The 26248-nt window shown below is 73.0% G+C and carries 22 protein-coding genes; 11 read left to right on the top strand and 11 right to left on the bottom strand.

Annotated features, from left to right (window positions below; genetic code table 11):
• Window positions 1–52: 52 nt before the first annotated feature.
• From ACIGCK_RS09115 to mtrA, 3 genes are read right to left on the bottom strand one after another with little or no spacing between them, the layout of a single operon-like run.
• Window positions 53–1729, bottom strand: a complete 1677-nt coding sequence (locus tag ACIGCK_RS09115) for an LpqB family beta-propeller domain-containing protein (RefSeq protein WP_396665515.1) — start codon at window positions 1727–1729, stop codon at window positions 53–55.
• The gene (gene mtrB / locus ACIGCK_RS09110; protein WP_330169920.1) at window positions 1726–3426 is read right to left on the bottom strand and encodes an MtrAB system histidine kinase MtrB; all 1701 of its coding nucleotides are present in this window, start codon (window positions 3424–3426) and stop codon (window positions 1726–1728) included. The genes ACIGCK_RS09115 and mtrB overlap by 4 nt, the downstream gene beginning before the upstream one ends.
• Window positions 3427–3434: 8 nt before the next feature.
• Window positions 3435–4115, bottom strand: coding sequence for an MtrAB system response regulator MtrA (mtrA, locus tag ACIGCK_RS09105; protein WP_396665513.1), 681 nt, complete (start codon window positions 4113–4115; stop codon window positions 3435–3437).
• 231 nt (window positions 4116–4346) lie between these two features.
• Here mtrA and ACIGCK_RS09100 point away from each other — a divergent pair, with 231 nt between their 5' ends.
• The 8 genes from ACIGCK_RS09100 to ACIGCK_RS09065 all read left to right on the top strand — a co-directional run bounded on the left by ACIGCK_RS09100 (window position 4347) and on the right by ACIGCK_RS09065 (window position 12766).
• Complete coding sequence (locus tag ACIGCK_RS09100; protein ID WP_396665511.1) at window positions 4347–5594, top strand: glycerophosphoryl diester phosphodiesterase membrane domain-containing protein; 1248 nt, start codon at window positions 4347–4349, stop codon at window positions 5592–5594.
• Window positions 5591–6247: a DUF4129 domain-containing protein gene (locus ACIGCK_RS09095; protein WP_396665510.1), complete on the top strand. Its 657-nt coding sequence runs from the start codon at window positions 5591–5593 to the stop codon at window positions 6245–6247. Before ACIGCK_RS09100 ends, ACIGCK_RS09095 begins: the two co-directional genes overlap by 4 nt.
• Window positions 6244–7431 carry a DUF4350 domain-containing protein gene (locus ACIGCK_RS09090; protein ID WP_396665508.1) on the top strand — a complete coding sequence of 396 codons (1188 nt, stop codon included), beginning with the start codon at window positions 6244–6246 and terminating at the stop codon, window positions 7429–7431. The genes ACIGCK_RS09095 and ACIGCK_RS09090 overlap by 4 nt, the downstream gene beginning before the upstream one ends.
• A gap of 35 nt (window positions 7432–7466) precedes the next feature.
• Window positions 7467–8423, top strand: a complete 957-nt coding sequence (locus tag ACIGCK_RS09085; protein WP_396665771.1) for an AAA family ATPase — start codon at window positions 7467–7469, stop codon at window positions 8421–8423.
• A 13-nt stretch (window positions 8424–8436) separates the two neighbouring features.
• Window positions 8437–9756: a DUF58 domain-containing protein gene (locus tag ACIGCK_RS09080; RefSeq protein WP_396665507.1), complete on the top strand. Its 1320-nt coding sequence runs from the start codon at window positions 8437–8439 to the stop codon at window positions 9754–9756.
• Window positions 9757–9820: 64 nt separating this feature from the next.
• Window positions 9821–10282, top strand: coding sequence for a Fur family transcriptional regulator (locus ACIGCK_RS09075; protein ID WP_396665769.1), 462 nt, complete (start codon window positions 9821–9823; stop codon window positions 10280–10282).
• Window positions 10279–11793 carry a catalase gene (locus ACIGCK_RS09070; RefSeq protein ID WP_396665505.1) on the top strand — a complete coding sequence of 505 codons (1515 nt, stop codon included), beginning with the start codon at window positions 10279–10281 and terminating at the stop codon, window positions 11791–11793. Before ACIGCK_RS09075 ends, ACIGCK_RS09070 begins: the two co-directional genes overlap by 4 nt.
• Before the next feature lie 142 nt (window positions 11794–11935).
• Window positions 11936–12766, top strand: coding sequence for an aquaporin (locus tag ACIGCK_RS09065; protein ID WP_396665503.1), 831 nt, complete (start codon window positions 11936–11938; stop codon window positions 12764–12766).
• 11 nt (window positions 12767–12777) lie between these two features.
• Here the strand turns inward: ACIGCK_RS09065 and ACIGCK_RS09060 are convergent, their stop codons facing one another.
• Window positions 12778–13767: a stage II sporulation protein M gene (locus tag ACIGCK_RS09060; RefSeq protein ID WP_396665501.1), complete on the bottom strand. Its 990-nt coding sequence runs from the start codon at window positions 13765–13767 to the stop codon at window positions 12778–12780.
• Window positions 13768–13784: 17 nt separating this feature from the next.
• Between ACIGCK_RS09060 and ACIGCK_RS09055 the strand changes: the two genes are divergently transcribed.
• On the top strand, window positions 13785–14630 hold the full coding sequence (locus tag ACIGCK_RS09055) for an RDD family protein (RefSeq protein WP_396665500.1): 846 nt from the start codon (window positions 13785–13787) through the stop codon (window positions 14628–14630).
• Window positions 14631–14666: 36 nt separating this feature from the next.
• Here the strand turns inward: ACIGCK_RS09055 and ahcY are convergent, their stop codons facing one another.
• The 7 genes from ahcY to manA all read right to left on the bottom strand — a co-directional run bounded on the left by ahcY (window position 14667) and on the right by manA (window position 23387).
• The gene (ahcY, locus tag ACIGCK_RS09050; RefSeq protein WP_396665498.1) at window positions 14667–16148 is read right to left on the bottom strand and encodes an adenosylhomocysteinase; all 1482 of its coding nucleotides are present in this window, start codon (window positions 16146–16148) and stop codon (window positions 14667–14669) included.
• Between the two features lie 47 nt (window positions 16149–16195).
• Entirely contained in the window at window positions 16196–16402 is a 207-nt protein-coding gene (locus tag ACIGCK_RS09045; protein ID WP_330169932.1) for a DUF3499 family protein, read from the bottom strand.
• A 61-nt stretch (window positions 16403–16463) separates the two neighbouring features.
• The gene (locus tag ACIGCK_RS09040) at window positions 16464–16913 is read right to left on the bottom strand and encodes a hypothetical protein (protein WP_396665496.1); all 450 of its coding nucleotides are present in this window, start codon (window positions 16911–16913) and stop codon (window positions 16464–16466) included.
• A gap of 48 nt (window positions 16914–16961) precedes the next feature.
• The gene (locus tag ACIGCK_RS09035) at window positions 16962–18371 is read right to left on the bottom strand and encodes a DUF5719 family protein (RefSeq protein ID WP_396665494.1); all 1410 of its coding nucleotides are present in this window, start codon (window positions 18369–18371) and stop codon (window positions 16962–16964) included.
• Window positions 18368–21688: a glycosyltransferase gene (locus tag ACIGCK_RS09030; RefSeq protein WP_396665493.1), complete on the bottom strand. Its 3321-nt coding sequence runs from the start codon at window positions 21686–21688 to the stop codon at window positions 18368–18370. The genes ACIGCK_RS09035 and ACIGCK_RS09030 overlap by 4 nt, the downstream gene beginning before the upstream one ends.
• Before the next feature lie 57 nt (window positions 21689–21745).
• On the bottom strand, window positions 21746–22066 hold the full coding sequence (locus tag ACIGCK_RS09025) for a WhiB family transcriptional regulator (RefSeq protein WP_330169936.1): 321 nt from the start codon (window positions 22064–22066) through the stop codon (window positions 21746–21748).
• A 133-nt stretch (window positions 22067–22199) separates the two neighbouring features.
• Window positions 22200–23387: a mannose-6-phosphate isomerase, class I gene (manA, locus tag ACIGCK_RS09020; protein ID WP_396665491.1), complete on the bottom strand. Its 1188-nt coding sequence runs from the start codon at window positions 23385–23387 to the stop codon at window positions 22200–22202.
• 71 nt (window positions 23388–23458) lie between these two features.
• Here manA and ACIGCK_RS09015 point away from each other — a divergent pair, with 71 nt between their 5' ends.
• Both ACIGCK_RS09015 and ACIGCK_RS09010 read left to right on the top strand, forming a co-directional pair.
• On the top strand, window positions 23459–24862 hold the full coding sequence (locus ACIGCK_RS09015; RefSeq protein ID WP_396665489.1) for an O-antigen ligase family protein: 1404 nt from the start codon (window positions 23459–23461) through the stop codon (window positions 24860–24862).
• On the top strand, window positions 24859–26193 hold the full coding sequence (locus ACIGCK_RS09010) for an O-antigen ligase family protein (RefSeq protein WP_396665487.1): 1335 nt from the start codon (window positions 24859–24861) through the stop codon (window positions 26191–26193). Before ACIGCK_RS09015 ends, ACIGCK_RS09010 begins: the two co-directional genes overlap by 4 nt.
• The last annotated feature ends 55 nt before the right edge of the window (window positions 26194–26248 follow it).

Here is a 26248-nt window from a genome sequence, read left to right as displayed (position 1 = left end):
ACCCGAGGCAGCGTCGTGCACGGCGCGACCGGCACCCGCCCGGGGAGGAGCGTCAGCCCGAGCCCATCTGCGACGCCAGCACGGCGACGTCGCCCGTGACGATCTGCCACGCGCTTCCGCGCCGCACATACAGCTCGCCCGAGGCCGTGAGCAGCCGGGCGGAGGTGGAGGTGGCCCCCGCCGCCACCGCGATCGGGTCGCTCGGCGCTGCGAGCACGGTGCCCACACCCCCGACCGTGTGCGAGACGATGGCCGATGTCTGCCCCGCGCCGACGACCACGCCCACCGTCTGCTCATCGAGCCAGGCGATGTCGATCCCGGACGCCTCCAGACGCGTGACCCGGCGGGTCTCGCCGAGCGAGACCGGCCGGCCCTCCGCGTCGCGGACGATGCCGGCCACCACGATCGCGTCGCGGCCGCCCTGGGTCACGATCGCGGCCATCCGTGTGCCGTCCCGCGAGACCTGCAGCGCCTCCACGCGCGTGACGCCGGGGAAGGCCCCGGTGATCTCGACCGGGTCGCCCTCCGCGGGAACCGCACGCAGGGCCGAGGGCTGATCGCGGGGAACCGTCCAGATGGTGCCCGCCGGATCGATGACGGGGTCGGCCAGCCCCGCGCGCGTGTCGACCGTGGTGATCTCCGCCGCGGCATCCACGCGCACGACCCCGCCCGTCGCCACCGCCACCGCGGCGACGTCCTCGCCGCGGCCCGCCGCGATCGCCGTCGTCCCGAGCCCCTCTATCGCGTCGCTGAGCCCGGGGATCGGCTCGAGCTCGTCGTCGGTCACGAATCCGAAACCCGAGGCCGTGAGGGCGAGCGCGCGGGGATCGATCGCCGTGCTCTGCGCCTGGGCGGGCTCGACGGCCAGGGGTGCGCCGTCCACCGCCAGCTCCACCCCCGCGACCCCCGTGCCCATGAGGCTCGCCTGCAGCTGCCGGAGCAGTCGGCCGAGGGTCACGGGGTCGGCCTCGACGGCGTTGCCCGTGAGGTCTACCTGGGCGACGCCCTGCTCGCTCGTGACGCGCGCGATGCCCACCCCCTCGGGCACGGCGGAGACCACCGAGGACGCCAGCCACGGGCTCGGCGAGCCCTCGATGATCGCCTGCGCGATGCGGGTCGCGATGTTGGTGCGAGCCGGGTACCAGCGCACGTCCGGCGCCAGGAAGCTCCAGGTCGGGTCGAAGTACATCACCGAGTAGGGACGGTAGACGGTCTCGAAGGCGTCGGCATCGAGCACGATGCCATCCGGTGCCGCGGTGATGCGCCACTCGCCGTCCTCCTGCTCGGCCAGCTCGTACGACAGGGCCGCCTCGCCCTGCTCGGCCGAATAGTAGGCGCCGCTCGCGTCGACATCCGCCGTCGTGGTGGTCTCCATCTGGATGACGCCGTCGGTCACCACGCTGAAACGGCGGGAGCCCGGCACGTCGACGATGACGCCGGCCTCGGGAGCCCACTCGGTGCGGAACTCCGGAGCGAGGAAGAGGCTCGCCGTCGCCCATTCACCCGCGGGGCTGGTGGCGGCCGCGACGAATCCCTCCACGATCTGCTCGGGGCTCGCGCCCGGCTGGGGGCGGTCGGGCTGGAACGAGAAGTCGGGGATCTCGGGGGCGTCACCCGCCACGAGCCCCGGGTACACCGGACCGCTCGTCGGCAGGCCCGAGCACGCCGACAGCACGATCGCACCCACCGCCAGGAGCGCCGCCAGGACGGCCCGTCGCGCGCGGATCATGTGCGCCCCCCTTCCGCGACGTCGATCGGCTGCGTCACTCCGAGGGTGTCGAACGCCGTGCCGTCGTCTTCTCCGTCGAGGCGCAGCGGCGATGCCTCGATCGGAGCGCCCTCCTGGCGGGGAAGCGTGAGCACGAAGTGGGACCCGCGTCCGAGCGAGCTCCAGACCGCGAGGGAGCCGCCGTGAAGGCGCGCGTCGCCGAGCGCGATCGACAGGCCGAGGCCGGTTCCGCCGATCGAGCGCTTGCGGGATGGATCGGCACGCCAGAACCGGTCGAACACGCGCTCCACGTCGGCCGGCGACATCCCCAGCCCGAAGTCCCGCACGCCGATCGCGACCGCCGAGGAGTTGCTGTCGACGGTCACGACGATCGGTCGCCCCTCCCCGTGCTCGATCGCGTTGCCGAGCAGGTTCCGCACGATGCGGCGCACACGGCGGGCATCCATCTCCACCGGGGAGTATCCGCCGGGCGCCACGAGGCGCACGTCGCTGCCGTGCTGGTCGGCGAGCTGCTGCATCGACGCGATGACGTCCTCCGCGAGGTGCGCGAGGCTCGTCGGCTCCCACTCCAGCTGCACCGAGCCCGCGTCGTAGCGGCTGATCTCGAGCAGGTCGGTGAGGAGCGTCTCGAATCGCTGCACCTGGGCGTGCAGCAGTTCCGCTGCGCGAGCCGTCGCGGGGTCGAACGCGTCGCGCTGGTCGTTGATCATGTCGGACGCGAGGCGGATCGTCGTCAGCGGCGTACGCAGCTCGTGCGAGACGTCGGAGACGAAGCGCTGCTGCACGAGGGAGAGATCGGCGAGCTCCCGGATCTGCGTCTGGATGCTGTCGGCCATCGCGTTGAAGGAGCGCCCGAGCGTGGCGAGCTCGTCCTCGCCCCGCACCGGCACGCGCACCGCGAGGTCGCCGGCGGCCAGGCGCGCGCTCGTGTCGGCGGCCTCCGTGATGGGCGTCGACACCGAGCGCAGGACGAACCAGGCGATCGCCCCGATCAGGACGACGAGCCCGAGCCCCACGATCCAGAGCGTCCCCTGCACGAACCCGAGCGTCTGCGAGGCGGCGGCGAGATCGTACGCGAGGTAGAGCTCGTACGCGCCCACGTCGGGGAAGTCGATCTGCTGGCCGACGACGATTCCCGGCACGGTGCGGCCCGCGGCATCCGTCAACGGCACCGACTGCCACCACTGAGTCGTCTCCCCCGCCTGGACGCGCTCGCGCAGGCCCGCCGAGATGAGGGCGGCGGTCAGCCCTCCCGAGCTGACGTTCTGCGGCGCGATCGACGAGGGCGCGGTGTCCACGCGGATGAGCGCGATGCGATCGCTCGCCGACTGCTGCGCGATCTCCCGGAGGCTCTGGGTCATGAGGTTCTGCAGGCGCACCCGATCGCCCTGCGGGACGGCGGCATCGAGCGTCTCCTGGGCGACGGCGCTCGCTCGCTGCGAGCTCGAGAGCACCTGGTTCAGGCGCGACTGGAAGAGGTCGTTCTGGATGGCCAGCGCCATCCACACGCACGCCACCATGATGACCAGCGCCGTCAGCGCGAGGGTGATCAGCAGCGTGCGGAACCGCAGGGACGTGCGCCACAGCGACGTGCTGCCCTCGAGCCACGTGGCGGGATGTCGCCACGAGAACGCGACCGCCGTCCGGGCGGTCCCCGTCGCGGGCGCGGGGTCGGCTCCGCGCTCGCGCACCGACATGGCGTGCCTCAGCCGACGGCGCCGGCGCGGTAGCCCACGCCGCGCACCGTCGTGACGATCCGGGGGTTGTCGGGATCCTGCTCGACCTTCGCCCGCAGCCGCTGCACGTGCACGTTCACGAGGCGGGTGTCGGCCTTGTAGTGGTAGCCCCACACCTGCTCGAGGAGCATCTCGCGCGAGAAGACCTGCTGCGGCTTTGCCGCAAGGGCCACGAGCAGCTCGAACTCCAGCGGGGTCAGGGCGATGATCTCGTCCCCCCGGCGCACCTCGTGCGCGGTGACGTCGACGGTGAGGTCCCCGATGCGCAGCGCCGCCGAGGCGACTTCGGGCGCCGGGCGCAGACGGGTGCGGATGCGGGCGACGAGCTCCTTCGGGTTGAACGGCTTCACGATGTAGTCGTCGGCACCCGATTCCAGGCCGCGCACCACGTCGGCGGTGTCGGTGCGCGCCGTGAGCATGATGATCGGGACCCCCGACTCGGCGCGCACGCGCGTGCAGACCTCGATGCCGTCCATTCCCGGCAGCATGAGGTCGAGCAGGATGAGGTCGGGGCGCTCAGCGCGGAAGGTGTCCACAGCGGCGGCCCCGTCGGCGCAGAAGGCCGGCTCGAAGCCCTCCGTGCGCAGCACGATGCCGATCATCTCGGCCAGAGCGGTGTCATCGTCGACGACCAGGATGCGTGATGTCATGGAACGGCGTTTCGTCCTTCTGCGACCGGGTTGCGCGCACGGGCATGCGTGCGACCAGGTACTCAGAGTAGTCGAGGCCGCCGCGGACGGCTCGAAGCGGTGCGCGCGTCCGGTGGATGCGCTCCGGCCCCACCGCGGTCCCCGCAACGACCTGTGACACGATGGACTCGCGCGCCCGCCCGGACGGCGGCCGCGCACCCGCGGGGGCGGATGAAGCGGACGGAGGACCCGGTGAGCACGAATCCTACGTGGACGCCCGCCCCCCGGCCCGGCATCATCCCGCTGCACCCGCTCACGTTCGGAGCCATCCTCGGCCGTTCGTTCGCGGCGCTGCGCCACAATCCGCGCGTGCTGCTCGGGTTCGCCCTCGGCGTGCAGGGCCTGGTCTACCTGCTCCTCATCGTCGGGGTCGCCGGCATCGCCTTCCTGAGCTTCTCGCGCCTGGACACGTTGCAGCCGGGCACCGACGACTTCGACGCCGTGGCGGCGGGCTCCACACTCATGACGGCGCTGTCGGGCCTCGTGCTGGGGCTGCTCGCGATGGCGATGCAGATCGTCGTCCAGGCGGTCGTCGTGGGCGAGGTCGCTCATGCGGTGCTCGCCGAGAAGCTCACGCTCGGCGCGCTGTGGCGTCGCGTGCGCCCCGCGCTCGGGCGGCTGATCGGCTACGCGGCCCTCGTGTTCGTCGCCATCGCACTCTTCGTCACGGCCGTGGGCGCCGCGATCGTCTTCGTCGGCACCGTCGTCGCGCCGGCGCTCGCGGTCGTGCTCACGATCCTCGCGTTCCTTGCCGCCATCCCGCTCTACCTCTGGCTCTCGACGAAGCTGCTCCTCGTTCCGAGCACGCTCATCCTGGAGGGGGCGCGGATCCGGGGCGCCGTAGCGCGCTCGTGGCGGCTCGTGCGCGGCCGGTTCTGGCCGGCGCTCGGCATCATCGTCGTCATCGGGCTGCTCTTCGGCACGATCAGCCAGGTCGTCAGCGTCCCGTTCTCGCTCCTCGGCGGCGGGCTCACGACCGTCTTCTCCCCCACGGGCGAGCCGACGACAGGAGCGATCGTGGGCCTGGTCATCACCCTCGGGCTCACGTACGTGGTCACGCTGCTGATCCAGGCGGTCGCGGTCGTCGTGCAGGCCACGGCATCCGTGCTCATCTACATCGACTGCCGCATGCGCCACGAGGGGCTCGACATCGATCTGCTGGGCTACGTCGAGGCGCGCGATGCCGGCGCGACGCACCTGCCCGACCCCTGGACCGCGCACGTGGGCAGGCCCGCCCCGCCCCGCGCCGCGGCGCCCACGGCCCCCGACCAGCCCTCGCCCGCACACGCCGGGCCGCCGGCCCCTGCCGCGATGCCCGCGCCGCCTCGCCCGCCCATGCCGCCCGCCCCGCCGTCGGGCCCCGTCGAACGCCCCGCCCGCTCCGCGACGGACTGGGCGGCACCCGGCGCCGAGGTGGACGGAGCGGACCGGTCGCCGTGACGATGCTGCCCTTCGAGCCGCCGCTGACCCCCGACGGCGACGAGGCCAGGCGCCTCGCCGAGAGCGAGCTCGCCGATCCCGTGTATGCCGCGGCGCAGCCGACGCCGCTCGACCGCATCGCCCAAGCGGCCGGCGATCTGCTCGACTCGCTGTTCGGCGCGGCGGCGCCCCCCGGGCTCGGTCCCGCCCTCCTCGTCGCCGCCGCGGTCGTCGTCGTCGGACTCGTCGTCGTCGCCTTCGTCGTGTGGGGACGACCACGATCGATCCGCCGCGAGAGCACACCGCTCGGTCTGCTGTTCGACGACGACGACGGCAGGGATGCCGCGGCGCTGCGACGGGATGCCGCGGCGGCCGCCGCCCGCCGGGAGCACGGATCCGCCAGCATCCTCCGCTTCCGCGCCATCGCGCGCGGCCTGCAGGAGCGGGGCGTCGTCGACCTGCCCCCCGGCGCGACCGTGCACGCGTTCGCTAGGGGCGCCGCCGCCGCCTTCCCCGCACACGGCGAGCGCCTCGACGCAGCCGCCGACGAGTTCGACGCCGTCCGCTATCTCGGATCCCCCGGGTCGGCCGAGGGGTACGAGCGGATCGCGGCGCTCGACGACGACATCGCCGCCGCGCGGCCGGCACGTGCAGAGGGAACGGGAGCCCGGTGAGCGTGTCCCCCGCAACGGCGGCACCGGCATCCGCCCCGGCGGCGCCCCGGCGGCGCGCATGGGGCTGGGCTGCCATCGCCGGCTTCCTCGTCGTCGTCGGGGCGGCGGGAGCGGCGCTCTCCGGCATCGGCGGCTGGGCCCAGCGCGACGCGCTCGACCCCGACGGCGCGGGCCCCGAGGGCACCCGAGCCCTCGCGGAACTGCTGCGGGAGGGCGGGGTGGAGGTCACGGTCGTGCGAGAGCGCGCCGCTGCCCTCGACGCGCTGGACGCCCGGCCGTCGACGCTCGTCACCGCCGACTCTCCCCTGCTCTCGGACGACTCGCTCACCGAGCTCTTCTCCGGGGCCACCGATGTCGTGCTGATCGATCCGCGGGCGCGTGCCGTCGACCTCCTGCTCCCCGGCGCGACCGCCGGCGGGTACGGGACCGGCGAAACCGTGGAGCCGGGATGCGCCCTCGGCGATGCGCAACGCTCCGGGGCCGTCGTCCCCGGGCGCCTCCTCACGCCTCCCGCCGGCTCGACGGCGGACGCCTGCTACCCCGACGGCGACGGGTACGGGCTGCTCTCCTCGGCGCGGGGCTCCGGACGCGTCTCGATCCTCGACGCCCGCGGGGTGCTCACGAACGAGGTCCTCACCGAGGACGGCAATGCAGCGCTCGGCATGAATCTGCTCGGGCGTCTCCCGCACGTCGTCTGGTACGTGCCGGGCGACGGCGACGCGGACTTCTCCCCCGATGCGACGCTCGGTGAACTGACCCCGGGATGGGTGACACCCGTCCTCGCGCTGCTCGCCCTGACGGCGGCGGCCGCGGCCCTCGCCCGCCGGCGGCTGGGCCCCCTCGTCGTCGAGCGGCTGCCGGTCACGGTCCGGCTCACCGAGACCATGGAGGGCCGCGCGCGCCTCTACGCGCGGGGACGCGACCACGGCCACGCCGCCGATGCCCTGCGCATGGGCGCGACGACACGATGGGCGCAGCTGCTCGGCCTGGGCACGGCGGCGGGCGCGCACGACGTCGCGGACGCGGTCGCCGGCATCCTCGGGTTGCCGCGGGAGGGCGTCCGCGGCGTCCTCGTGGACCGCACCCCGCAGACGGATGCCGAGCTCATGCAAATCAGCGACGCGCTGCGCGACATCGAGTCGGCGCTGGAGGCGGCCACCCGCAGCAACGGACACGACACATGACGAGCGCCCGCACCGGGCAGGAGAAGGAGAACGGGATGACGGATGACGCGCTTCGCGAGGCGATGAACCGGGTTCGCGGCGAGGTCGGCAAGGCAGTCGTGGGCCAGGACGGCGCCGTGACGGGCCTGCTGATCGCCCTGCTGGCCCGGGGGCACGTGCTGCTGGAGGGCGTCCCCGGTGTCGCCAAGACCCTGCTCGTGCGCTCGTTCAGCCAGGCCCTGGGCCTTCGGACGGCGCGCATCCAGTTCACGCCCGACCTGATGCCCGGCGACGTGTCCGGCTCTCTCGTGTACGACGCGCGCTCCGGCGAGTTCGAGTTCCGGGAGGGACCGGTCTTCACTCAGGTGCTGCTGGCCGACGAGATCAACCGGACTCCCCCGAAGACGCAGTCCGCACTCCTCGAGGCGATGGAGGAGCGGCAGGTCTCGGCGGACGGCGTCACGCGACCGCTTCCGGACCCCTTTCTCGTGGCCGCGACGCAGAACCCGATCGAGCACGAGGGCACCTATTCCCTTCCCGAGGCGCAGCTGGACCGCTTCCTCCTCAAGCTCGTCATCGACGTGCCCGGCCGCGATGCCGAGGTCGACGTGCTCCGCCGCCACGCCGGCGGCTTCTCGCCGCGCGATCTCGCCGGGGCGGGCCTCGCGTCCGCCGTGGGGGTCGAGGAGATCCACGCCGCTCAGCGTGCCGCGGCATCCGTGGACGTGTCGGACGACCTGCTCGCCTACGTGGTCGACCTCGCCCGCGCGACGCGCTCCGCACCCTCGGTCCAGCTCGGCGTGAGCCCGCGGGCGTCGACGGCTCTGCTCGCCGCCGCGAAGGCGTGGGCGTGGCTCGGCGGGTACCGCGCGATCACGCCCGACCACGTCCAGACGATGCTCGTGCCGGTGTGGCGTCATCGCTTGCGCCTGCGACCGGAGGCGGAGATCGAGGGCGTCTCGGCGGATGCCGTGCTGCGGTCCGTGCTCGCGCAGACGCGCGTTCCGATCTGACGCGGCGAAGATCATGGTGATCACGGGCAGGCTCGCGATGCTGACGGCGCTCGGCGTCGTCCCGATCGTGCTGCTCTCGAGTGCTGCCGGCGGCTCGGCGCCGGTGGCCTGGGCGACGGGCGCCGGATGGCTCGGGCTGTGCGCGGTGCTGGCGGTCGTCGACCGCGTCGCCGCCGCCGACCCGCGGCGCGTCGACGTCGAGCGGGACGTGCCCGCGCGCGCCCGCCTGGGCGAGGCGGTCCCGACGACGCTCCGCCTGCGCAACCGCGGCACGCGACCCCTGCGGGGGGCGCTCCGCGACGCCTGGGAGCCGACCGCGGGCGCGCAGCCGTCGCGCGCGAGCGTCGAAGTGCCCGCCGGGGAGTCGCGGCGCGTCGCGATCACGCTCATCCCGCGGCGCCGCGGCGAGCGTCGCAGCGACTTCGTCGCCCTCCGCACGCTCGGCCCGCTCGGGCTCGCGGGGCGGCAGCGCGTGCTGCCCGCCCCCGCCCGCATCAGGGTTCTTCCACCTTTCCATTCCCGCCGCCACCTCCCCTCCCGGCTGGCGCGCCTCCGGGAGCTCGATGGGAGCACGAGCGTTCAGGTGCGCGGTCGTGGCACGGAGTTCGACTCGCTGCGCGAGTACGTGCGCGGCGACGACGTGCGCTCGATCGACTGGCGGGCGAGCGCACGCGCGCGCACCACGATGCTCCGCACGTGGCGCCCGGAGAGGGACCGCCACATCGTCATCGTCATCGACACCGGGCGCACCTCCGCCGCCCGGGTCGGCGACGGGACACGCCTGGATGCCGCGATGGAGGCGACGCTCCTCCTCTCCGCCCTGGCCGATCGCGCCGGAGACCACGTGCACGTCCTGATGTTCGACCGGGTCGTGCGCGGGCGGGTGACCGGCAGCCGCGGCGCGGCCCTGCTGCCCGCGCTCGTCGACGCGATGTCCGCCGTGGAGCCGCAGCTGATCGACACCGATTGGGACCAGGTACTCGTGCAGGCGGCCCGGCTGACGAACCGGCCCTCGCTCGTCGTGCTGCTCACCGCCGCGGACGCCCCGGCATCCGCTCGCTCGCTGCTGGGCGCCGTGCCGTCATGGACGGGACGCACCCGTGTGATGATCGGGTCGGTGACGGACGAGAGCCTCGCCGACGTCGCCCGGGACCGCTCTTCCAGCGAGTCGGTGTGGCGTGCGGCCGCCGCGGAGCGGACCCTGCTCGATGCGCGACGGATCGCGGACGCCTTCGCCCGGCTCGGCGCGGACGCCATCGCCGGGGGCCCCGACCGCCTGCCGCCCGCGATCGCTGATCGCTATCTCGAGCTGAAGGCCGCCGGCCGGCTCTGAGTCGCCGCGGCGACCCGCTCCTTGTTGCGAATCATTCAGATGTAGCTAGACTGACGGGGTGACCATGACACCCCTCGACGACGCCGCGGGCATGCCCGCGGCGTTCGAGGCCGCGCCCGAGCTCCGGGCCGCGGGGCTGCGCGTCACGGCCCAGCGCGCCGCGGTGCTCGAGGCCCTGCACGCCTCCCCGCACGCCGCGGTCGATCTGCTGCACGCAGCCGTGCGAGAGCGGGTCCCCGGCATCGCCCTGCAGACCGTGCACGGCGTGGTCAACGACCTGACCGATGCCGGCCTCATCCGGCGCGTGAGCCTGCCCGGCGCGCCGAGCGCCCTGTACGAGCTGCACCGCGCCGACGACAACCACCACCACGTGCAGTGCATCTCCTGCGGGCGCGTCGAGGACGTCGAGTGCGCCGTCGGCGCCGCCCCCTGCCTTCACCCCTCCCATGACCACGGCATGCGCGTCCTCGAGGCGAACGTGACGTTCCGAGCCATCTGTGCCGAGTGCGAAAGGAATCAGCAATGACCGATCCGAACTACACCACGAAGGACAACGGCGCCCCCGTCGCGTCCGATGAGTTCTCGCGCACCGTGGGGTCCGACGGACCCACCGTCCTGCACGACCACTACCTCGTCGAGAAGCTCGCTCAGTTCAACCGCGAGCGCGTGCCCGAGCGGGTCGTCCACGCCAAGGGCGGCGGTGCCTTCGGCACCATGACGATCACCGAGGATGTCTCGGAGTTCACCCGCGCCGCGCTCTTCCAGCCCGGCGCGCAGACGCCCCTGCTGCTGCGCTTCTCGTCGGTCGCCGGCGAGCTCGGCTCGCCCGACACGTGGCGGGACGTGCGCGGATTCGCGCTGAAGTTCTACACCTCCGAGGGCAACTACGACCTCGTCGGCAACAACACGCCGATCTTCTTCATCCGCGACGGCATCAAGTTCCCGGACTTCATCCGCTCGCAGAAGCGACTGCCCCACACGCACCTGCGCGATGCGGACATGCAGTGGGACTTCTGGACGCTCTCCCCCGAGTCGGCGCACCAGGTCACCTACCTGATGGGCGACCGCGGACTTCCCACCTCGTGGCGCCACGTCAACGGGTACGGCTCGCACACCTTCCAATGGATCAACGCCGCGGGTGAGACGTTCTGGGTGAAGTATCACTTCCACTCCCAGCAGGGCGTGCACAACATCACCGCAGAGCAGGCGCAGCAGATCGTCGGCGAGGACACCGACTACTACCTGCGCGACCTCTACGACGCCATCGAGCGGGGCGAGTACCCCAAGTGGGACGTCGCGGTGCAGATCATGACGAACGAGGAGGCGAAGACCTATCGCTTCAACCCGTTCGACCTGACGAAGATCTGGCCGCACAAGGACTTCCCGCTGCGCAAGATCGGCGAGTTCGAGCTGAACCGCAACCCGGTGAACTACTTCGCCGAGATCGAGCAGGCGGCCTTCGCGCCGTCGAACTTCGTGCCGGGCATCGACGCCAGCCCCGACAAGATGCTGCTCGCGCGCATCTTCTCCTACGCCGACGCCCACCGCTACCGCATCGGCACGAACTACAACGAGCTGCCGGTCAACCGCCCTCACGCCGAGGTGCACTCGTACGCCAAGGAGGGCGCGATGCGCCACTTCTACTCCGGCGGCGAGCGTCCGGTGTACGCGCCGAACTCCCTCGGAGGACCGCGCGCCGACGCCGTGCGAGCGGGCGAAGGCGGCTGGCAGAACGACGGCGACCTCGTGCGCACGGCCTACACGCTGCGCGCCGAGGACGACGACTTCGGCCAGGCCAGCACGCTGGTGCGTGAGGTCTTCGACGACGAGCAGAAGGCGCGCTTCGTCGAGACCCTCGTCGGTCAGTACGAGTCGCTCACCCGCCCCGAGGTGAAGGAGCGCTTCCTCTGGTACTGGGGTCAGGTCGACCAGGCGACGGCCGACAAGGTCCGCGCACAGGTCGAGGCCAACGCCTCCGCCGACTCCCCCGGCGCCCCCTACAGCAAGGAGCCCGAGGCGGAGCCCGTGAACGCCTGACGTCGATCGACGTCGCGAGGGGCGGTCGGGGTGTTCTCATCCCGACCGCCCTTCGGCGTTTCCGCTTCCGTGGCCCCACCCTCTCCTGCGATGATTCGGGAGGCGGGCCGAAGCCGGGCCGGCCGGACGTAAGGAGAGGGCGATGTCCCCTGCGCGCAACGACGACCCGTATCCCGACACCCCGATCGACCCGACCGAGCTGGCGCACACGCCGGAGGTGGAGCCGGAGGGTCCCTCGACCGGCGCGAAGCTGGCCGCCGAGGGCTTCGGCACCTTCCTCCTCGTCTTCGGCCTGATCGGCACCGCGCTCTTCGGCTCGCATCTCGCGAACGAGTCGGGCGCGTTCGCCCCGGGGATCGTCTACGTTGCGGCATCCGTCGCCGTCGGGCTCGCCGTCGTCATGGGCGCCTACGCGTTCGGGCCCATCTCGGGCGGCCACTTCAACCCGGCGGTCACGCTCGGCCTGGCCGCCGCGGGCCGCTTCCCGTGGCGGGAGACCGGCGGCTACATCGCGGCGCAGGCGGTCGGCGGCGCGGCCGCCACGACCGCCATCGTGCTCGTGGGCCTGTTCGGCCCGGAGGGGTGGCTCGCCGCCGCCCAGGACGGCGGCTTCGCGAGCAACGGCTGGGGCGTGCTCTCGCCCGGCGGCTTCGGCATGGCCGCCGCCATGGTGATCGAGGTCATCCTGACCTTCCTCTTCCTCCTCGTCATCCTGGGCGTGACGCACTCGACGCGGGGCACGGCCTTCGCGGGAGTGGCGATCGGCCTCTCCCTCACCCTGATCCACCTCGTGAGCATCCCCGTCGACAACACGTCGGTGAACCCCGCGCGTTCGCTCGCGACGGCGATCTACGGCGGCGCCGACGCGCTCGCACAGCTGTGGGTCTTCATCGTGTTCCCGATCGCGGGCGCGCTGCTGGCCGGGTGGTCCTACCGCGCGCTGTTCGACGGCGCGCAGAAGCCGAGGGCGTAGCGCGTCGGAGGTCAGCCCGCCACGAGAGTCGTGGCGCCGCGATCGGCCTCGGCGAGGTCGCCGGTCTCGCCCGCACGGGCCGCCCGGCCGCCCACCCGGATCATGTAGAAGAGGAACGCGCCCAGGGCCGCCGCTCCGATGCCGATCTTGATCGGCCAGGGCCACGGCTGGCCCGTGACGAAGCCCTCGATGAGCGCCGAGACCAGCAGCACGAGCACGAGCCCCATCGCCACGGTCGCGAGCGAGCGCCCCGCGTGGGCCAGTGCCTGGCCGCGCGTCCTCGCTCCGGGCACGATCCACGCCCAGAAGATGTGCAGGCCCGCGGCGCCCGCGACGAAGATGCACGTCAGCTCGAGCATCCCGTGCGGCAGGATGTAGAGGACGAACACGTCGCCGCGGTCGAAGGAGAAGAGCACCGCTGCCGCGGTCCCCACCCCGATCGCGTTCTGCATCAGCATCATGACGGGCCAGATGCCGGTGATCCCGAAGAGCACGCACTGCGCGGCGATCCAGGCGTTGTTCGTCCACACCGTGCCGGCGAAGGATGCCGCGGGGTTGTAGTACTCGACGAACTCGTTCTCCGCGTAGCGCTCCAGCCCGGCCTCGTCCCCGAGCGTCGCGACGAGCACGGGATCGCCCGAGATCCAGGCGGCCACGAGGGCGACGATGGCCACGAACGCGGCGGCGATGACCAGCGTCGTCCAGCGCAGCCGGTACAGCGCGGCCGGCAGCTGGAGGACGAAGAAGCGGGGAACGGCACGCAGCGGGTTCTCGGCCCCGCGCGTGAGCCGCAGGCGGGCGCCCGCGATGAGGGTGGAGATCACATCCGCCTGGGGCGTGCGGCCCGCCGCGGTCTTCGCCTCGGCGAGATCGGCGGATGCCGCCTGGTAGCGCTCCACCAGTTCGTCCGCCTCCCGGCCGCTCAGGCGACGGCGGCGCTCGAGCTCCCGCAGCCGTTCCCACTCGTGGCGCCGGGCGGTGGTCAGCGCGTCGAGGTCCACGCGCCTAAACTACCCGCATGGCAGGCTCCGCGACGCCCCAGCTCACGCGCGTCCACCAGGACGAGGTGCTCACGGGAGAGGCCGTCGCCCTCGATGTCCAGCCCGCGGGCCTGTTCATGCGGGCCCTGGGGGCCGTCATCGACCTGCTCCTGGGCATCATCCTCCTCATCGTCGTGCTCGTGCTCGGGTACGGGCCCCTCGCCCAGGTCGTCCCTCCCGACGCGATGGGCATCGTCGTCATCGCATCGGTCGTGGCGATCACGATCATCCTGCCGACGACCGTCGAAACGGCATCTCGGGGGCGCAGTCTCGGGCGCCTCGCCGTCGGCGCGCGCATCGTCCGCGAGGACGGCGGTGCGTCGGGGTTCCGTCAGGCGTTCATCCGGGCGCTCGTGGGCGTCTTCGAGGTGTATCTCACCGTCGGCGTCGTCGCGGTCGTGACGGGCGCCTTCACTCCCCGCGCGCAGCGACTGGGAGATCTGCTCGCCGGCACCTACTCCCAGCGCACGCGGGTCCCCGCCCTGCCCTCCGCCCTTCCCCCCGTGCCGCCCGCGCTCGAGCAGTGGGCCCTCGTCGCCGACGTGGTGCGGCTGCCCGATCGTCTCGCCCGCAGGCTCGCTCAGTTCCTCCGCCAGGTCGACAAGCTCGCACCCGCCGCGCGGGAGCGCATCGCGGGCGAGCTGCTGGCCGAGGCATCCGCCTTCGTCTCGCCGCCTCCGCCCGCCGACGCCGTGTCGGCCCTGTTCGCGCTCTCGGCACTTCGGCGCGACCGGGAGCTGCGGGCGCTCGAGACGCGCCGTCGGCGCGTCGAGGCCATGGCCCCCTCGCTCACCCACCTCCCGCACGGCTTCCCCGACCGGTAGAGCGGATGCCGCGGCATCCGCACCGGTCGGATCGGCTCAGTATCGGTAGTGCTCGAGCTTGTACGGCCCCTCCACGGGGACGCCGATGTAGGCGGCCTGCGAGGGCGTCAGCGTGGTCAGCTCGACGCCCAGCGCGTCGAGGTGCAGGCGCGCGACCTTCTCGTCGAGCAGCTTGGGAAGCGTGTACACGCCGGTGGGGTACTGCGCGGTGCGCGTATAGAGCTCCATCTGGGCGAGAACCTGGTTGGTGAACGACGCGCTCATGACGAAGGAGGGGTGCCCGGTCGCGTTCCCGAGGTTCATGAGCCGGCCCTCGCTGAGCACGAGCACGCTGCGGCCGTTCGGAAGGCGCCATTCGTGCACCTGCGGCTTGATCTCGACCTTCTCGACGCCCTCGATCGCCGCGAGGCCCGCCATGTCGATCTCGTTGTCGAAGTGACCGACGTTGGCGACGATCGCGAGGTGCTTGAGGGCGAGCAGGTGCTCGGTGCGCACGACGTCGGCGTTGCCGGTGCCCGTCACGAGGATGTCCACCTGCGGCGCGACGGTCTCCAGGCGCGCCACCTGGTATCCGTCCATGGCGGCCTGCAGGGCGCAGATCGGGTCGACCTCGCCGACGATCACTCGGGCGCCCTGGCCGCGCAGCGCCTCGGCGGCGCCCTTCCCCACATCCCCGTACCCGGCGACGAACGCCGTCTTCCCGCCCATCAGCACGTCGGTGGCCCGGTTGAGGCCGTCGGGAAGCGAATGGCGGATGCCGTACTTGTTGTCGAACTTGCTCTTGGTGACCGAGTCGTTGACGTTGATCGCCGGGAACAGCAGCTCTCCCGCGGCGGCGAGCTCGTAGAGCCGGTGGACGCCCGTGGTGGTCTCCTCGGTGACCCCGAGCAACCCGTGCGCGAGACGTGTCCAGCGCTGCGGGTCGGCCGCGAGGCTCGCGCGCAGCGTGTCGAGGATGACGTGATACTCGTGCGGGTCGGATGCCGCGGCATCCGGGACCCGGCCGTCCTTCTCGAACTCGACGCCCTTGTGGACGAGCAGCGTGGCGTCTCCGCCGTCGTCGAGGATCAGGTCGGGTCCGTCGAAGCCCTCGCGCGACCAGTCGAAGATGCGGTCGGTGCAGGCCCAGTACTCCTCGAGCGTCTCGCCCTTCCAGGCGAAGACGGGCACGCCCCGGGGGTCGTCGGGGGTTCCCGTCGGTCCGACCACGACGGCGGCGGCGGCCTCGTCCTGGGTGGAGAAGATGTTGCAGCTGGCCCACCGAACGCGGGCGCCGAGCGCGACGAGCGTCTCGATCAGCACGGCCGTCTGCACCGTCATGTGCAGCGAGCCGGCGATCCGGGCCCCGCGGAGGGGCTGGGCCGGACCGAACTCCTCGCGCAGCGCCATGAGGCCCGGCATCTCGTTCTCGGCGAGCCGGATCTGATGACGACCCGCTTCGGCGAGCGAGAGATCGCGCACGTCGAAGTCGAGTACGGAGGTGGGTACGGCGGCAGGGGCGGCGGTCTGCGTCGGCATCCCGCCATTGTCCCACGCGCCTTCGGCGCGGCGCGCAGCCGGCGGGGTCAGGCCCGCATCGTCTCGTGGCGCACGACGACCCATCCCCTGGGCACCGACATCCGCTCCGTGTGGATCGCGCACAAGTCGTGCGCGTGCGGGTCGCCCGGCGCGCCGAGCGGGCCGAGCGCGGCCATCTGGTCGCCGTAGTCGTACGTCAGCGTCGCGACCGCCTCGCGGGCGCAGGCCACCTTGGAGCAGAGTCTTCCGTACATCGCGGGCCAGCCTATCCGGCGGGCGTCCCCGAGGCGCCGCGCCGCGCCCACGGCGCGCTGGTCAGAAGTAGCGGAACCGCTCGGGGCCGAGATCCCACGGGTCGCGATCGAGGTACTCGGCCGCGGCACGGAACACGGTGCCCTCGACGGCCATGCGCCGGTGGAGGTCGTCGTCGCGGTGCAGGTGACCGAGCCGCTCGACGGGGATCCGGTAGAGCACGATCCGGCGCGCGTCCCGGTCGATGTGCCATCGCGGGATGCCGTCCGCGTCGCTCTCGGGCGGCATCGACGCGATCTCGAACGACACGTCGCGCAGATCCGTCCATGCCGACCGCAGGAACTCCGCCGCGGCCCCGACGGCGATGTCGAACCGGTCGAATCGCGTCTCGAGCGGACCTATCGGCGGCCGGACGACGGCGCTGCGACCGACCCGGCCGTGCCGATCGTGCCGGTTCGGGCGACGAGCACCGGGCGTCGCGTGACGGGGAACCCTGCCGCGCCGAGACACCATGAGACGATCCTACGCGCGGCGGCGCATCGGTCGTGGCGCCCCTGGAGGTCAGGGAACGACGCGAACGGCGGATGCCGCGGACGGTGCCGGCTGCACGCCGTAGCCGGCGAGCGCCGTCGTGGCGGCGTACGACACCGCCGCCACGATGGGAGCGGTCGTCTCGATCCGCCACGTGGTGCCCGCCGGCACCGACAGCGCGCCGGCGTCGCCGGGCCCCAGCGCGAGGGTCTGAGGATCGCCGCCGACGACGGGCGTGAGGGTCACATCGGCCGCCGTCTGGAGTGTCGCGATGTGAATCCGCACGGGCACTCGGTCGGGCGCTTCCGCGACGGCGACGAGCGTCGCACCGTCGATCTGCTCGGGCGCGGGCAGCCAAGAGAAGTCGCGCTGGCCACCGAGCGCGGACGTGGTCCACGCGGACGCCACCACCGGTGCCGGCGCATCCACCCGCACCGTGTAGGCGCCGGCGGCGAGGCCCGGAAGCTCGAGCTCGATCGGGATCCCGGCCTGCAGCTGCGCGGGCGCCGGTGCGATCGCGGGAGTGTCGGATCCCTCGGCGAACACCGTCACCGTGGCCGTCGTCGCCTCGCTCGCCGACAGCAGGCGGACGCGGGCCGTGACGGAGCCCGCGACAGCGGGGTCGGAGGCGGTCGTGGTCACGACGCCGGGTATGGTCTGGCTCAGGGCGGGCGGCGCGGCGGGGCCGGACACGTCGAGCCCCACCGGCTCGAGCGTGACCGTGCGGCTGGACTGCAGCGAGACCACGACGGGTGCGCCGATCGCCTGGATCCGCAGCACGGGGGCGAGCTCGCCGAGCGCGAGACCCGCGAGGGGCAGGGTCACCTGCGTTCGCGCGGCGACGACGACGCCCTCGCCGCCCGGCGGGACCACCGGACCGGACTGCCCGAACACCGTGATGTCGACGGTCGCCGTGACGTCCCCCGGGTTGGCGATGCTCACGAGATCGGCGGCGCCGGTGGACGTGGCACCGGCGGCGAGCCAGCCGTCGAAGCGCGGGGAGGTGCAGGCGGATGCCGCGAAGCCCGACAGGTCGTCCGCCGCGGTGGCTGTCGACTGCGCCGCGGCGAACTCGGCCGCCCGCCCTTCGACGGGGGCTGCGCGCAGGAGCGTGTCCGCGACATCCTCGCCTGTCGCCGACGACCGGAGGCTCTCGGACCGGGCCTCGACGCCGCCACGCGTGACCTGCGCACCCGCCGCGACGGAGAGCTGCCCCGCCTGACCGATCACCCGCCCCGCCGCCAGGAGCGGACCGGGGCAGACCGCGACGGTGTCGGAGGGGGTCGGGGTCTGCACGAGCGCGACGGCATCGCGTTGCATTGTCGGGATGGGCGCGGGGATCGCCAGGACGACGGCCACCACGAGGGCTACGGCGACGGCGGCGCCCACGATGAGGCGCGTGCCGGTACCGAGGGCCCGAAGGGCGCGTGCGGGGTTCATCGTGCCTCCTCGTCGCGGTCGCGTGCGGGCTCGTCGCGGTCGCGTTCCCCGGCCGACCCGACCGCCTGGTGCGCCCCAGGGCCCGGAGCGGCCTCGGGATCCGGATCGGCGGTGAGATCCTCATCGGCCTCGAGATCCTGACCGGCCTCGAGATCCTGATCCGCGACCGTCTCGGATCCACTTTCGGCTTCCGGGGTCGCCTCAGGCTCGGATCCGCTTTCGGCTTCCGGGGTCGCCTCAGGCTCGGATCCGGTTCCGGCTTCCGGGGTCGCCTCGGCCTCGGATCCGGTTTCGGCTCCCGGGTTCGCCTCGATTTCCGGGCTCGTCTCGGCCTCGGCCTCGGCCTCGGCCTCCGCGGGGGCGTCCCCGGGGGGCGGGATCTCCGCCGAGGTGGACGCCGCTCCCCCGGCGGCGGGCGCGACCTCACGCCGGCGCGGCTCGCCCCGGCGCCGACGCGAACGCTCCGCGCGACGGCGGCGCTCCCCCGGCACCCCCACGAGCCGCGACCTGCTGCGCGCCGCGCGCCGGGACGCCACGGTGGGGAAGGCCAACAGCACGGCGATCGCGACGATTCCGAGCTGGGCGAGAGTGATGCCGCGCTGCAGCGCGAGCTCACCGGCCGCGAGGCCTGCCCTGGGTTCGGGATCCCCCGTCACCCGCCACAGCTGGCCGCGGGTGGTGTCGCCGACGGACTCGAGCCCGGCGCGCGCGTCGAGCGATGCCACGGCCTGCAGTCGCAGCGCCGTCGCCGCCTCCGACTGCTCGCCGGGCGTCAGCAGCACGAAGCCGATGGCCCGCTCGCGGAGCGACGCTCCCAGATCCGCCGAGCTCGGCGACACCAGGTCGGCCACGAGGGCGGCGGTGTCGCGATCGGAGGCCGTCGGCTGCGTGCGCACCCCCAGCGCGGTGGTCTGCGCCGTGAGCGTCTCGCCCGCGCCCCAGACCACGCGCGAGGCGACCGAGCCGTCGTCGAGGGGCGTCAGCACGATGGTCGCGATGTCCGGGTCGTCACGGCCGACGGCGGCGACGTAGGCGGGGAGCGTGCTCGCGGGACCGTTGGTCAGCTCGGTCTCACCCCGGACCGGCGCCGTCACTTGGGGAACCGCGAAGGCGATGATGCCGAGCAGCACGGCCGCGGCCGCCCAGGGCCGCAGGGCCCGCACAGGCACGGGAAGCGGGGTGTCCAGGGTCAGCAGCGCGGCCCCGCCCACCCCGAGCCACAGCAGGCTGAGCGCTGGCCCGGGCCACAGGGCGATCGGCTCGCCCGCGGAGGTCTGCACCGCGATGCCGACGACGGCGAACGCGGTCGCGAGCCCCAGCACTGCCGTCCCCAGCAGGGACAGAGCGGCCGCCCATCTCGGCGTGAGCAGCGCGGCGAGCGCGACCAGGGCGAGGGGCGCAAGCAGCAGGGCGATCCACGGGGTGGAGCCGGGTGCCAGGCTCGCCCAGCCCGCGAGATCGGGCGCGGGGACGCCGAGCGCGAGCAGGGCTCGGGATGCCGCATCCGCGCCCATCGACGAGGAGGTGACCAGGCCGGGGTCGGCGAGCAGACCCCACCAGTCGCCGCCGCGGATGCCGCGCTCCCAGATCAGGGGCCCGAAGAGCGCGATCGCCGGCAGGGGCGTCCAGACGACCCGCAGCGCCCCGCGCCCGCCGGTCGCGATCGCCGCGAGCCACAGCACCGCGAGCGCGGGGGCGAGCGACGGCGCGCACGCGAGCACCGCGGCGAGCAGGAGCGAAGCCGCACCCGTGGATCCCCACGAGCGCTTGGCGACCGAGCCGGCGTAGAACAGCCAGGGCAGGAGCAGGTGCGCCAGGACGGGCGCCGGGCGCCCGTCGGTGAGCGCGACGAGGAACGGCGGCGCGAGCGCCCACAGGCTCGCGCCGACGATGCGCACACCGGCGCGCGGCGAGAGGCGGGTCGCGGCGAACCACCCGCCGAGCGCCGCCGCCGGAATCGCGAGCACCCACAGGATGACGAGCGCCTGCGAGGGGCGCCACGGGGTGAGCGATCCCAGCAGCGCGAGGACGGCGGAGAAGGGGTCGGCGGCCCCCGTCGTGTCGAGGCCGAGACCGCGGCGGCCGTACGCGGCATCCATCCACAGACCGTCGAGGCGGTCGTGCAGCGGAAGCAGCCCGCCGCCGCCGAGGGTCGACCACGCCAGGAGCGAGAAGAACGCGCCGATGCCGACGGCGAAGGCGGCCAGCACGACCCAGGCGCCCCCGCCGGTGAAGAAGTGCAGCTCGCCCCGTCGGTCGACGTCATCGCCCTGCTCGTCGCTGTCGTCGAATCGCCGGACCAGCTCGGCGCGCCGCACCCGCAGGGGCGCGAGCTGGCTCCACGGCACCCGGATGCCGCCGGCACGGCCGGCATCCGTGATCCGGCGCCGCGATCGGGCGATCGCGCCGAGACGCACGAGCACGACCATCGTCGCGCGCCATTCGGCACCCACGAGGCCCGGCTGCTTGCGCAGCAGATGCATGACCGTGCGTCCGAACGCGAGGGGCAGCAGGGAGAGCCAGATCAGGGGGACGAGGAAGGAGCGCGCGTACGCCAGCCGGCGGTGCAGCTGCGCGACACGGAGGGGCGCCGCGCGTCGACCGCGGCGACGGACGTCGCGCGGGTCGGGAAGCGCGGCTACGCCGTCGCCCGCGACCGCGATCCGCGCGCCCGGGACGAGACCAACACGACCGCCCACGAGCCGGGAGCGCACACCGAGATCGAGTCCCTCGTCGGCGCCCCACAGGGCGGGGTCGAGCCCCCGCAGCAGATCCCACGCCTCCCGGCGCACGAGGAGGCCCCGCACGTCGGCCCCGAGCGCATCCTCGCGGATGTCGTGCTGGCCCTGGTCGAGCTGGCCGTCGACGAGCCCCACCGATCGGCCGAGCCGCGTCATCGACACGCCGAGCGAGACGATGCGGTCGCTCTCATCCCATGCGACGAGCTTCGGGGCGACCATCGACACCGACGGGGCGAGCTCGAGCGCACCCGCCAGGCGGCGAAGCGCCGCGGGGTCGGGCGCGGTGTCCTGCGCGAGGAGCCAGACGGCGTCGGCGCGTCCCAGCCGCACGCTGCCCATGCGCAGCGCCGCGGCGTAGCCGGTGCTGCGGGGCGCCTCGATGACCGCCTCGGCTCCGGCGCGCGCGACGAGCTCGTGCAGGCGCGGGCGCGCTTGACCTATGACGACGACCGTCAGGGCGTCGACGCGCCGCGATTGGGCGGCGAGCGCCTCGATCGTCCGTTCGAGGTGGGCCATCGCCCGATCACCGGCTCCGTCGGAACGCGCGACGAGAAGAGCATGAACACGGGCTGGCATGACGTCGTCAGCCTAGGCGCGTCGCGCCCGCGCCGCGGGCGCACGCGCCGAGCAACCTCAGACCGCGCGTCGCTTCAGCTTGCGACGTTCGCGCTCCGACAGTCCCCCCCAGATACCGAATCGCTCGTCGTTCTGCAGCGCGTAGTCGAGGCACTTCCCCCGCACCTCGCACGACGTGCAGATGCGCTTGGCGTCGCGCGTCGAGCCGCCCTTCTCCGGAAAGAATGCTTCCGGATCCGTCTGCGCACACAGCGCATCCGTCTGCCATGACAAAGGATCTTCGCCGTCAACCGGTCGTCGAACCCCCGGGACCCCCAGCTTCACCGGGTCGACGAACCAATTGTCGGGTACACCGGAACGGAATTCCGAGCCCGCCATATCGTCTCCCACCTATAGCCCCCCGCGCGCTCGCGCAGTGCACCAATTACACCCGTGTAATTCCCTTCAGGTCAAGCGCGGAATCGTAAACCCTCAATCGAGGGATGAACCTTCGCGACGCGCCGGACGAAGATCACGATCCGATGAGGGCTCCCGGCTGCGCCAGGAAGACCTCTCCCGCCCCACCCACGAGCACGCTTCCCTCGTCGGGCGTGACGAAGAGCGCCCTCCCGGGCGCGAGGGTGCGCGCGTGCTCCGTCCCGGTGGCGGCGCCGCCGACCCGCGGCGCTCCCGCGGTCGCGAGGGCGATGGCGGGGCCCGCGAGCGCGATGCGCGCATCCGCCCCGGCCGTCGCCCGCACCCGGGTGAGGGAGAAGTCGGACACCGGCGCCTCGAACACGTCGACTCCCGCGGCACGAGCCTGCGCAACGAGCAGCGGTGCGGGCGCCGGGGAGGCGTCGAGGATCTCCACGAGCTCCGGCACGTCGATGTGCTTGGGCGTCAGCCCGCCGCGCAGGACGTTGTCGCTCGCGGCCATCAGCTCGACGCCGAGGCCCGAGAGATACGCGTGGGGCACCCCGGCGGGGACGAAGATCGCCTCGCCGCGGGAGAGCACGACGCGGTTGAGCAGCAAGGCGACGCCGACCCCCGGATCGCCCGGGTAGGCCTGCTCGAGGCGCGCCAGCGCGGCGACGTCGTCGGCGAAGGGCCCCCCGTCGGTCTCCGCGACGGCGCGCGAGACCTCGGCGGCGAGCTCGGAGGCATCGCCCGACAGGAGGTCGCGCACGGCCTCGCGGAGCGTCGCGGCGGGGTCCCCCGTGAGGAGGCGGGAGCGCAGGCTCGCGATCTCCGAAGCGACCCCGGCCAGCGACGACAGGAGCGAGTCCAGATCGGCGACGGAACGGAATCCCGCGAGCGCCTCGAAGGTGTCGCTGAGCGCGACGATGACCTCCGGCTTGTGGTTGGCGTCGCGGTAGTTGCGGTGCGCGGCATCGCGCGGGATGCCCGTCGCCTCCTCCCTCGCGAAGCCCCTCCGCGCCTGCTCGAGCGACGGGTGCGCCTGGATCGACAGCGGCGAGCCGGCCGCCAGGAGCTTCAGCAGGTAGGGCAGCGGCCCGTCCACGCCGTGCTCCGCGCCGTGCGCGGCGATCCACGCATCGAGCGTCGACCCGTCCTCGAGCTCCGCGGGATCGCCCGCGTGGTCGCCGAACCACACCTCGGCCTCGGGAGCGCCGGAGGGCTCCCGACCCTCGAGAGCGGCGATCGCATCGGCGGAGCCCCAGGCGTAGGCGCGGGGCGTGTTCGACAGCGGCACCAGCATGCCTCCAGCCTACGGGCGGCGGGTCCGGCATCCCGGTCGTCCCGCCCCGGCACGGGTACCCTGAAGTCACCATGGCCGTGCACACGCGACACCCCGCCGGGGCTCCCCCCTCGGCGCCGTCGCGCGAGTCGACCGGCCACCTCCTGCTGCGCGGCTACGCCGTGCTGCTGCTGTTCATCGCTCTCGCGACGAGCTTCTGGTTCAACCTCCTGGGCGCCGCGGGGCTCGGCGTGCTCGTCGGCGTCACGACGATCGTCAGCATCGCGCTCTGGATCGTGCTGCGTCCGCCCATCGTGTGGCGCCTGCTCCCCTGGCTCCCGCTCACCTACGTCGTGTGGGCCGCGGCATCCGTGCTGTGGTCGGCGTGGCCCGACGCGACCGCCCTCACGTGGGCCCTCCTCGCCGCGACGACCGTGCAGGCGCTGTTCCTCGCCAGCGTGCTGACGTGGCGGGAGCTGGTCGCCGCGATCTCCTCCGCGCTGACGTGGATCGTGGGGCTCTCCCTCGCGTTCGAGCTCTGGGTGTCGCTCGTCGTGCACGGGCCCGTGCTTCCGAACTTCCTGCTCTGGGACGGCGAGCTGGTCACCGAGCTGTACTGGTCGCGCGACAATCTCTTCGACGGGGGTCGGATCCAGGGCATCGTGGGCAACGCGCATCTGCTTGCGATCGCCTGCCTGCTGGCTCTCATCGTGTACGCCATCCGCATCGCGAGCAGCCCACAGCGCCGAGCCTGGTTCATCGGGTGGAGCGTGGTATCGGCGTTCCTGCTCTGGCGCTCGAGCTCGGGCACCGTATGGCTCGCGCTGGCGGCCGTGGCGGTCGTGCTGGCGACGATGCTGCTCATGCGCACGACACGGGCGCCCGGCGAGCGCACGAAGTACTACGTCGCCTACGCCGGCCTCGGCATCCTCGGGGGGATCGTCCTGTGGCTCTGGCGCGACGATCTACTGGAGTTCCTGGGCAAGTCGAGCGACCTCACCGGCCGAGGGGGGATCTGGCAGGCGGTGGCGGAGCGCGCCGCGGAGCACCCGTGGCTCGGCTGGGGGTTCTCGACGCCGTGGCTTCCGTGGGTGCCCGAGTTCGACGGGTGGATCATCGTCAACGACCTCACGGTTTTCCACGCGCACAACGTGTGGCTGGATGCCTGGATGCAGCTGGGCATCGTCGGCGTCGCCCTCCTCGGCCTGTCGTACCTGGCCGTCATCTGGCGCGCCTGGTTCTTCGCGATCGACCGGCCGCGCTGGGATCTCCGCGCCGATCGCCCGTACCAGGCCCTCACCCTGCTGCCGACCCTCGTCATGACGGTGCTGCTCGTCCAGGGGCTCGCCGAGTCCCGCCCGCTGGGCGAATGGGGGTGGCTGTTCCTCGTCCTCTTCGCGCACAAGCTCGCGCAGTCCCCGCACGTCGGCGAGGGGCCCGCCGAGCAGAGCCTCGCGATCGAGCGCGGCGAAGCCCTGCGGCGGATGCCGCGATGACGGATGCCGCGGGCTACGGCTCGCACCCGCTGCGGACCTGGGTGAGCGAGACGCTCGACTCCGCGGTGTTCGCCCGCGCGTTCACGCTCGCCGCCTTCGGCGCGGTGCTCTCCTCCTTCGCGATCCAGCGCCTGTCGGGCGGCGTCGTCTACGCCACGATCGTCGCGGGGCTGTGCCTGGTCGGCGCCGCGATCCTCGTGCGTCGCCGCCGCGAGGTGAACCTCGTCCGGCTGCTTCCGTCGACGCTCGTGCTCTTCGTCGCGTGGCTGCTCGTCACCACCGTGTGGAGCTCCGACCGCGGGGAGACGCTCTCGGGATGGGGTCACACCGCGGCGCTCGCGTTCCTCGGGATCGTCGTCGGTCACGTCCGGGACACTCTGCAGACCGCACGCGCGCTCGGCGACGTGCTGCGGGTGATGCTGGCGATCTCGCTCGGGGTGGAGGTGCTCTCCGGCATCCTGCTCGACATGCCGTTCCGGTTCCTCGGGGTCGCGGGCAACATCGCACTCGGCGGACCCGTGCAGGGAGTCTTCGGCACGCGCAACATGCTCGGCTTCATCGCCGTGATAGCCCTCATCACCTTCGTCGTCGAGTGGCGCACGACGTCCGTACGGCGCGGCGTGGCGATCTTCTCCATCTCCCTCGCGGCGCTCATGGCACTTCTCTCGGCCTCCCCCACGGTGTTCGTGCTCGCGCTCGCGGTCGCGGCCGCGACCGGTGCGCTCGACCTCATCCGCCGCACCCCGGAGCCCCGTCGTCGTCCCCTCCAGGCCGCCCTCGCGGGAGTCGTGGTGGTCGGCCTCACGATCGCCTACGCGTTCCGGCACCTGATCATCGGCCTGCTCAACGCGGGTTCCGACTTCGCGACCCGCGCCGAGCTGTGGGACACGATCCTCGTCTACGTGCGCGTGCGCCCGGTCCAGGGCTGGGGCTGGTTCGGCCCCTGGCCGGTGCAGGAGTTCCCCTTCGTCTCGATCAACATCATCACGACCGATCGCCACGCGTCGGCCCTCAACGCCTACTTCGACGTCCTCCTGCAGGCCGGCTGGGTGGGGCTTCTGCTGTTCCTCGTGATGTGCGGGATCGCGCTCGTGCGTTCGTGGCTCGTCGCGAGCGCCCGCCGCTCCGTCGTGTACGCCTGGACCCCGCTCGTGCTGGTCACGCTGCTGGTCGACTCCGCCTTCGAGAGCTTCACGCTCTCCGGGTTCGGGTGGATGCTGCTGACCGTGTGCCTCGTGCGCGCGGGGCTCTCGCGCTCGTGGCGCGAGCGCATGCGCAGCGCCGAAGAGGCGGAGGGCTCGGGAGAGCTTCCGCACGACGCGCGTGGGTGATCCGCGCGGCGGATCCGGCGGGCCCGGCGCTTCCCCAGGAGTCGCCACGCTCTCC

This window comes from Microbacterium sp. NPDC078428, assembly GCF_044542535.1.
GTDB classification, from domain to species: Bacteria; Actinomycetota; Actinomycetes; order Actinomycetales; family Microbacteriaceae; genus Microbacterium; species Microbacterium limosum.
This window is presented reverse-complemented; position numbering and strand designations above follow the sequence as displayed.

Coding starts and splice junctions, on each gene's coding strand:
- ACIGCK_RS09025 (WP_330169936.1), bottom strand. CDS start 22,066: ATGGCGGGCTCGGAATTCCGTTCCGGTGTACCCGACAATTGGTTCGTC.
- ACIGCK_RS09040 (WP_396665496.1), bottom strand. CDS start 16,913: ATGGTGTCTCGGCGCGGCAGGGTTCCCCGTCACGCGACGCCCGGTGCT.
- ACIGCK_RS09055 (WP_396665500.1), top strand. CDS start 13,785: ATGGCAGGCTCCGCGACGCCCCAGCTCACGCGCGTCCACCAGGACGAG.
- ACIGCK_RS09030 (WP_396665493.1), bottom strand. CDS start 21,688: ATGCCAGCCCGTGTTCATGCTCTTCTCGTCGCGCGTTCCGACGGAGCC.
- ACIGCK_RS09085 (WP_396665771.1), top strand. CDS start 7,467: ATGACGGATGACGCGCTTCGCGAGGCGATGAACCGGGTTCGCGGCGAG.
- ACIGCK_RS09045 (WP_330169932.1), bottom strand. CDS start 16,402: ATGTACGGAAGACTCTGCTCCAAGGTGGCCTGCGCCCGCGAGGCGGTC.
- mtrB (WP_330169920.1), bottom strand. CDS start 3,426: ATGTCGGTGCGCGAGCGCGGAGCCGACCCCGCGCCCGCGACGGGGACC.
- ACIGCK_RS09080 (WP_396665507.1), top strand. CDS start 8,437: ATGGTGATCACGGGCAGGCTCGCGATGCTGACGGCGCTCGGCGTCGTC.
- ACIGCK_RS09010 (WP_396665487.1), top strand. CDS start 24,859: ATGACGGATGCCGCGGGCTACGGCTCGCACCCGCTGCGGACCTGGGTG.
- mtrA (WP_396665513.1), bottom strand. CDS start 4,115: ATGACATCACGCATCCTGGTCGTCGACGATGACACCGCTCTGGCCGAG.
- manA (WP_396665491.1), bottom strand. CDS start 23,387: ATGCTGGTGCCGCTGTCGAACACGCCCCGCGCCTACGCCTGGGGCTCC.
- ACIGCK_RS09075 (WP_396665769.1), top strand. CDS start 9,821: ATGACACCCCTCGACGACGCCGCGGGCATGCCCGCGGCGTTCGAGGCC.
- ACIGCK_RS09070 (WP_396665505.1), top strand. CDS start 10,279: ATGACCGATCCGAACTACACCACGAAGGACAACGGCGCCCCCGTCGCG.
- ACIGCK_RS09035 (WP_396665494.1), bottom strand. CDS start 18,371: ATGAACCCCGCACGCGCCCTTCGGGCCCTCGGTACCGGCACGCGCCTC.
- ACIGCK_RS09015 (WP_396665489.1), top strand. CDS start 23,459: ATGGCCGTGCACACGCGACACCCCGCCGGGGCTCCCCCCTCGGCGCCG.
- ACIGCK_RS09065 (WP_396665503.1), top strand. CDS start 11,936: ATGTCCCCTGCGCGCAACGACGACCCGTATCCCGACACCCCGATCGAC.
- ahcY (WP_396665498.1), bottom strand. CDS start 16,148: ATGCCGACGCAGACCGCCGCCCCTGCCGCCGTACCCACCTCCGTACTC.
- ACIGCK_RS09115 (WP_396665515.1), bottom strand. CDS start 1,729: ATGATCCGCGCGCGACGGGCCGTCCTGGCGGCGCTCCTGGCGGTGGGT.